The organism is Vibrio sp. 10N.286.51.E5 (assembly GCF_041469125.1).
GTDB classification, from domain to species: domain Bacteria; phylum Pseudomonadota; class Gammaproteobacteria; order Enterobacterales; family Vibrionaceae; genus Vibrio; species Vibrio crassostreae_C.
The window spans coordinates 1-4,077 of the sequence record NZ_JBFRJZ010000125.1; the positions used below are offsets into that span (position 1 = coordinate 1).

A 4,077-nucleotide genomic window follows, 5' to 3' on the forward strand; every position below is an offset into this window, starting at 1 on the left:
GGGTTCATGGGGCGGATACAACGTATCTATGGTGTTGAAGGTCAAGCAGTATATAACTTCACGGACAGTATCTACTCAGGTGTGAATGCTCACTATATGAAGAGTGAAACTAAAGTTTCTGGTGACTGGAAAGATCTATCTGCTGCATCAGCGAGCCCTAGTTCCGGTAGCGTGTGGTTTGGTTACGATAACCTTGAATACGGCGCAGAACTGAGAATCAATAGCTTCATAAGCTACGAAGATGATGATGGCGAAAAGCTGGAGAGTTACACCCTTGCTAACGTGTCATCTTACATGGCATTACCGGTTGGTCAGTTAAACCTAGGCATTTCAAACCTGTTCAACAGAGACTATGAGACGCTTTGGAGCCAGCGTTCGCAAATGCTTTACGGTGCGAGTGTTCCTGAAGAAATTTTCACTCACAACGGTCAAGGCACTACCTTCTCTGTTGCTTACAGCGCGACATTCTAGGGTGTGAATGTGCTGAAATTTAACGATGTTTCCCTCCAGTTAGGAGGGAAACCTATTCTCAAACCAATGAGCGGTGGGTTCCCTCAAGGATCTATCACCGCCTTGATTGGTCCTAACGGCTCAGGGAAATCGACACTTTTGTCGGTGTTGAGTCAACTACGACAACCTGACACTGGAGACATTCTACTTCGCGGTGATCAAGTCTCTAACTTGTCTCGATCAAAGATCGCTCGCGAAATCGCTCTTATGCCACAGCGTAACCCAGTCCCTTCAACTTTATCCGTAGCAGACTTAGTCGCATTTGGTCGACATCCTCATCGCCCTTGGTATCGCCGTTTAGATGCACAAGACAAAGAAGCCATTTCTGTGTCTGGCATTGAACATTATCGAGACCGATTACTGAGCGGCCTTTCTGGTGGTGAATTGCAGCGTTGCTGGCTAGCGATGATACTTGCTCAAGATACTCCACTTTTAATGTTGGATGAGCCAACGTCTTGGTTGGATATCCATCATCAACAAGGGTTATTGGAGATTGTTAAACGACTCAATGAAGAGTTTGGTAAAACCATTATTTGGGTACTCCATGATTTGAACCAAGCCCTTCAATACAGCGACAGAGCCATGATGCTGCAAAATGGAGATTTAGTTGCTTCTGGTTTGGTCGATGATGTGATCACCGCAGAAAGAGTGAGTCATATCTATCAAACTCCAGTTCGTGATCACGATATCGATGGGCAGCGAATTTTGTGGACGGAGGTTCGTGCATGAGGCGTTTATCTTGCATCCTCATCTCAATCTTAACGGTCTTAATACCATCTGTTGTTTATGCAAATCAGCCTTTCATCGATGAAGAGGCGGCTTGCCTATCAACCTGTGTGAGTCTTAATCAGCCAGCTAAAAGGGTGGTGGCGTTAAACTGGTCTGCAGCAGAGATGCTTTTATCTCTTGGTATAAAACCGGTCGGTATTACTGAAGGAAGAGGTTATCGAAAATGGCAAACCAACAATCCACAATTGCCAGAAGATGTTGCAGAAGTAGGCCGCCGCCAAGAACCAAACTTAGCGGTTATCGCGAATCTAAAGCCTGATTTGATCGTTGGATATGACTTTCGACATCAGCGCTTGTACCCAGTACTGAACCAGATCGCACCCACTCTGCTTTATCAGCAATTCCCAAGGTTAGATCAGCCGGAGTTTCGGTATTTCGAACAGGCTCAACAAATATTTGCCACTCTAGCCGTTGTAACAGGGACCGAGAGACAAGCGGCTCTGATGTTGGACGAGTTGGATAAAACTCTCGTCAAGTTGCGTAAAGCGATTAAAGAGTCTGGTCTTGCTGGGACTTCGGTAACCTACGGCAAATTTGTGGGCATGGGATATGGGCTACGAATTTTTTCTAACCACAGTTTGGCAGGCTCTGTTGCTGAACAGTTGGGTCTGAACTATCAGTGGCAGAGCACGTTGCCTGGTAAGGATTTTGTTCATCTTCAATTGGAACAGCTTCCGGGTGTTATTAATACTCATCTTCTTCTAGCAGGTAATCAAACCGATAGTGAAAGGATGACTCGTTCTCCGGTTTGGCCATACTTGCCCTTCGTCAAACAAAACGCACTCTCTGAAGTAGAACCACTTTGGAGCTTTGGTGGGCCTAAGTCGATTGAGCGAATGGCTAGAGTCTTTACAAAGTCACTGCTGGATTGGAAGGAGAAGAGCAATGGTTAGATTTTTCAGCTGTTCATTGTTGGCATTGTTTCTCGTTGTCGCAGGTTACTTATATACGATTTCTCCTATTTCAGATCCGCAATTGAGCCAAGTGATGTTTGACGTCATTTGGCTTCCGACAGTTGGAATGGCGATTGTAACAGGGGTATTGTTAGCCAGTTCTGGCGTATTAATCTAAGTATCGCTCGACAATGATTTTGCTTCTCCTTCGACATTAGGTGTTGCCTCCGGGGCTCTACTTGGCGCTGTTCTAGCAAGAGTATTTTATCCTGAGGGCGGACTCATCTTTGTCTGGTGTAGCGCATTTCTGGGCAGTGTTGCGATTGCCTTTCTTGTCGTTATGGTGGGTCGACTTATTGGTGGGGGAAAACTGCCAATAGTGTTGGTTGGTATGGCTATTGGTCTTGGTGCTGGCGCGGTTGCTTCTGTATTTTTGCTTTACTTCGAGCATGAAACGGATGGGCTGTTCCTATGGGGAAGTGGACAAGTTCTACAAAGCTCTTCCGACGCATTTAAACAGTTTTCTTTGCCAGCCCTTATTACGTTGGCGCTGAGTGTCCTCGTGCTGCCTAAGCTTTCACTGTTTCAGCTTGGTGAAACACATGCGCATGCATTGGGTTTATCAGTAAATCGTTGGCGTTGGGTGATTTTGCTCCTTGCTATTTCTCAAGCGGCTCTGGCAACTGCGATGGTCGGTATGATTGGTTTTATCGGGCTTATGGCTCCCCATTTGGCTCGTTATTTAACGGTGAACAAATACCAAGGTCGAAGTGTTACAAGCCTTTGGCTTCTATCCTTAGTGATTGGTGCGATGTTAGTGCTGCTGGCCGAATGGTGTTCAAGAAGCCTGCTGTTCTTAGGCTATCGATTACCAACTGGTGCTTTCGCGGCGCTTTTGGGCGCACCATTCTTCTTACTCCTTTTATTTGGAAAGAGTGGGCGAGCGCTTGCTGCTACAGAAGATCAAGTGATTGGTCTACGTCCATTGTTAAAGCTTTCACCAAGTCATGTGTTACTGGTTCTCGGTGTGATTCTTATCATGACAGTGGGTTACTGGTCTGAACCAAGTAATAATATTGGCTCTGATTGGGTAATGAGCAGGATTGTTTTAGCAGGACTTGCAGGCTTTGCATTGGCTTGCGGGGGGACTTTGCTACAAACACTATTCAGAAATCCGTTAGCAAGCCCTGATATTTCAGGGGTCAGTACCAGTTCTGTCTTAATGATCGCTTGTCTGCTGGTGGTTTTCCCGGGAGCCAGTCACAACATGATCGTATTAGCCGGTTTAACCGGTGCTCTCGCCGTTATAGCGCTCCTTTTTTGGGGGCTCAAATCACAACTTAGTGTCTCTCAACTCGCGCTGTTTGGGATTGTCATTTCTGCATTTACTGGCACTGCCACTCACATCTTGTTGACTTTCGGTAGCACAACATCAACGGTCACTCTCATGTGGCTGTCTGGTACAACTTATGGCGCGTCTGCTGAAAGTATTATGCCTTTGGCTATTACGATCGCTTTGTCACTTATTGTTATGGTTCCTGTTTTACGAAGCCTAGACATCATGCCTTTGGGAGAAGTGATTCCTCAAGTCGTGGGGATTGCGCTTACCCCTTATCGCCTAGTGCTGCTCGGGGTTGCTGCTCTATTAACGGCAGTTGCAATATCAACTGTTGGTGCAATTAGCTTCGTTGGCTTGCTAGCGCCACATTGCGCGCGTCTATTGGGTTTATATCGTCATGTTCACCTGATTCCCGCCGCGGGTCTTACCGGTGCTTCTCTTTTAATTTGGGCTGACGGAATAGGACGCAGCCTTATGCCTCCTTCTGAAATAGCAGCTGGCTTGGTCGTGTCTATTTTAGGGAGTCTTCATAGACAGGATCTTAAG

At 46.4% G+C, this 4,077-nt stretch carries 4 protein-coding genes and 2 pseudogenes; all 6 read left to right on the forward strand.

The window, feature by feature from the left end:
* A pseudogene (locus AB4161_RS22885) lies at positions 1-471 on the forward strand (TonB-dependent siderophore receptor); the annotation flags it as partial.
* Between the two features lie 9 nt (positions 472-480).
* Positions 481-1,239 carry an ABC transporter ATP-binding protein gene (locus AB4161_RS22890; protein ID WP_372084431.1) on the forward strand — a complete coding sequence of 253 codons (759 nt, stop codon included), beginning with the start codon at positions 481-483 and terminating at the stop codon, positions 1,237-1,239.
* Positions 1,236-2,192, forward strand: a complete 957-nt coding sequence (locus AB4161_RS22895; RefSeq protein ID WP_372084433.1) for an ABC transporter substrate-binding protein — start codon at positions 1,236-1,238, stop codon at positions 2,190-2,192. Before AB4161_RS22890 ends, AB4161_RS22895 begins: the two co-directional genes overlap by 4 nt.
* On the forward strand, positions 2,185-2,370 hold the full coding sequence (locus AB4161_RS22900) for a hypothetical protein (protein WP_372084435.1): 186 nt from the start codon (positions 2,185-2,187) through the stop codon (positions 2,368-2,370). The genes AB4161_RS22895 and AB4161_RS22900 overlap by 8 nt, the downstream gene beginning before the upstream one ends.
* A gap of 18 nt (positions 2,371-2,388) precedes the next feature.
* Positions 2,389-3,105 (forward strand): annotated as a pseudogene (locus AB4161_RS22905) (FecCD family ABC transporter permease); the annotation flags it as partial.
* 126 nt (positions 3,106-3,231) lie between these two features.
* On the forward strand, positions 3,232-4,077 hold an 846-nt coding region (locus AB4161_RS22910), incomplete at its 3' end, for an iron chelate uptake ABC transporter family permease subunit (RefSeq protein ID WP_372084437.1).

Coding starts and splice junctions, on each gene's coding strand:
- AB4161_RS22900 (WP_372084435.1), top strand. CDS start 2,185: ATGGTTAGATTTTTCAGCTGTTCATTGTTGGCATTGTTTCTCGTTGTC.
- AB4161_RS22895 (WP_372084433.1), top strand. CDS start 1,236: ATGAGGCGTTTATCTTGCATCCTCATCTCAATCTTAACGGTCTTAATA.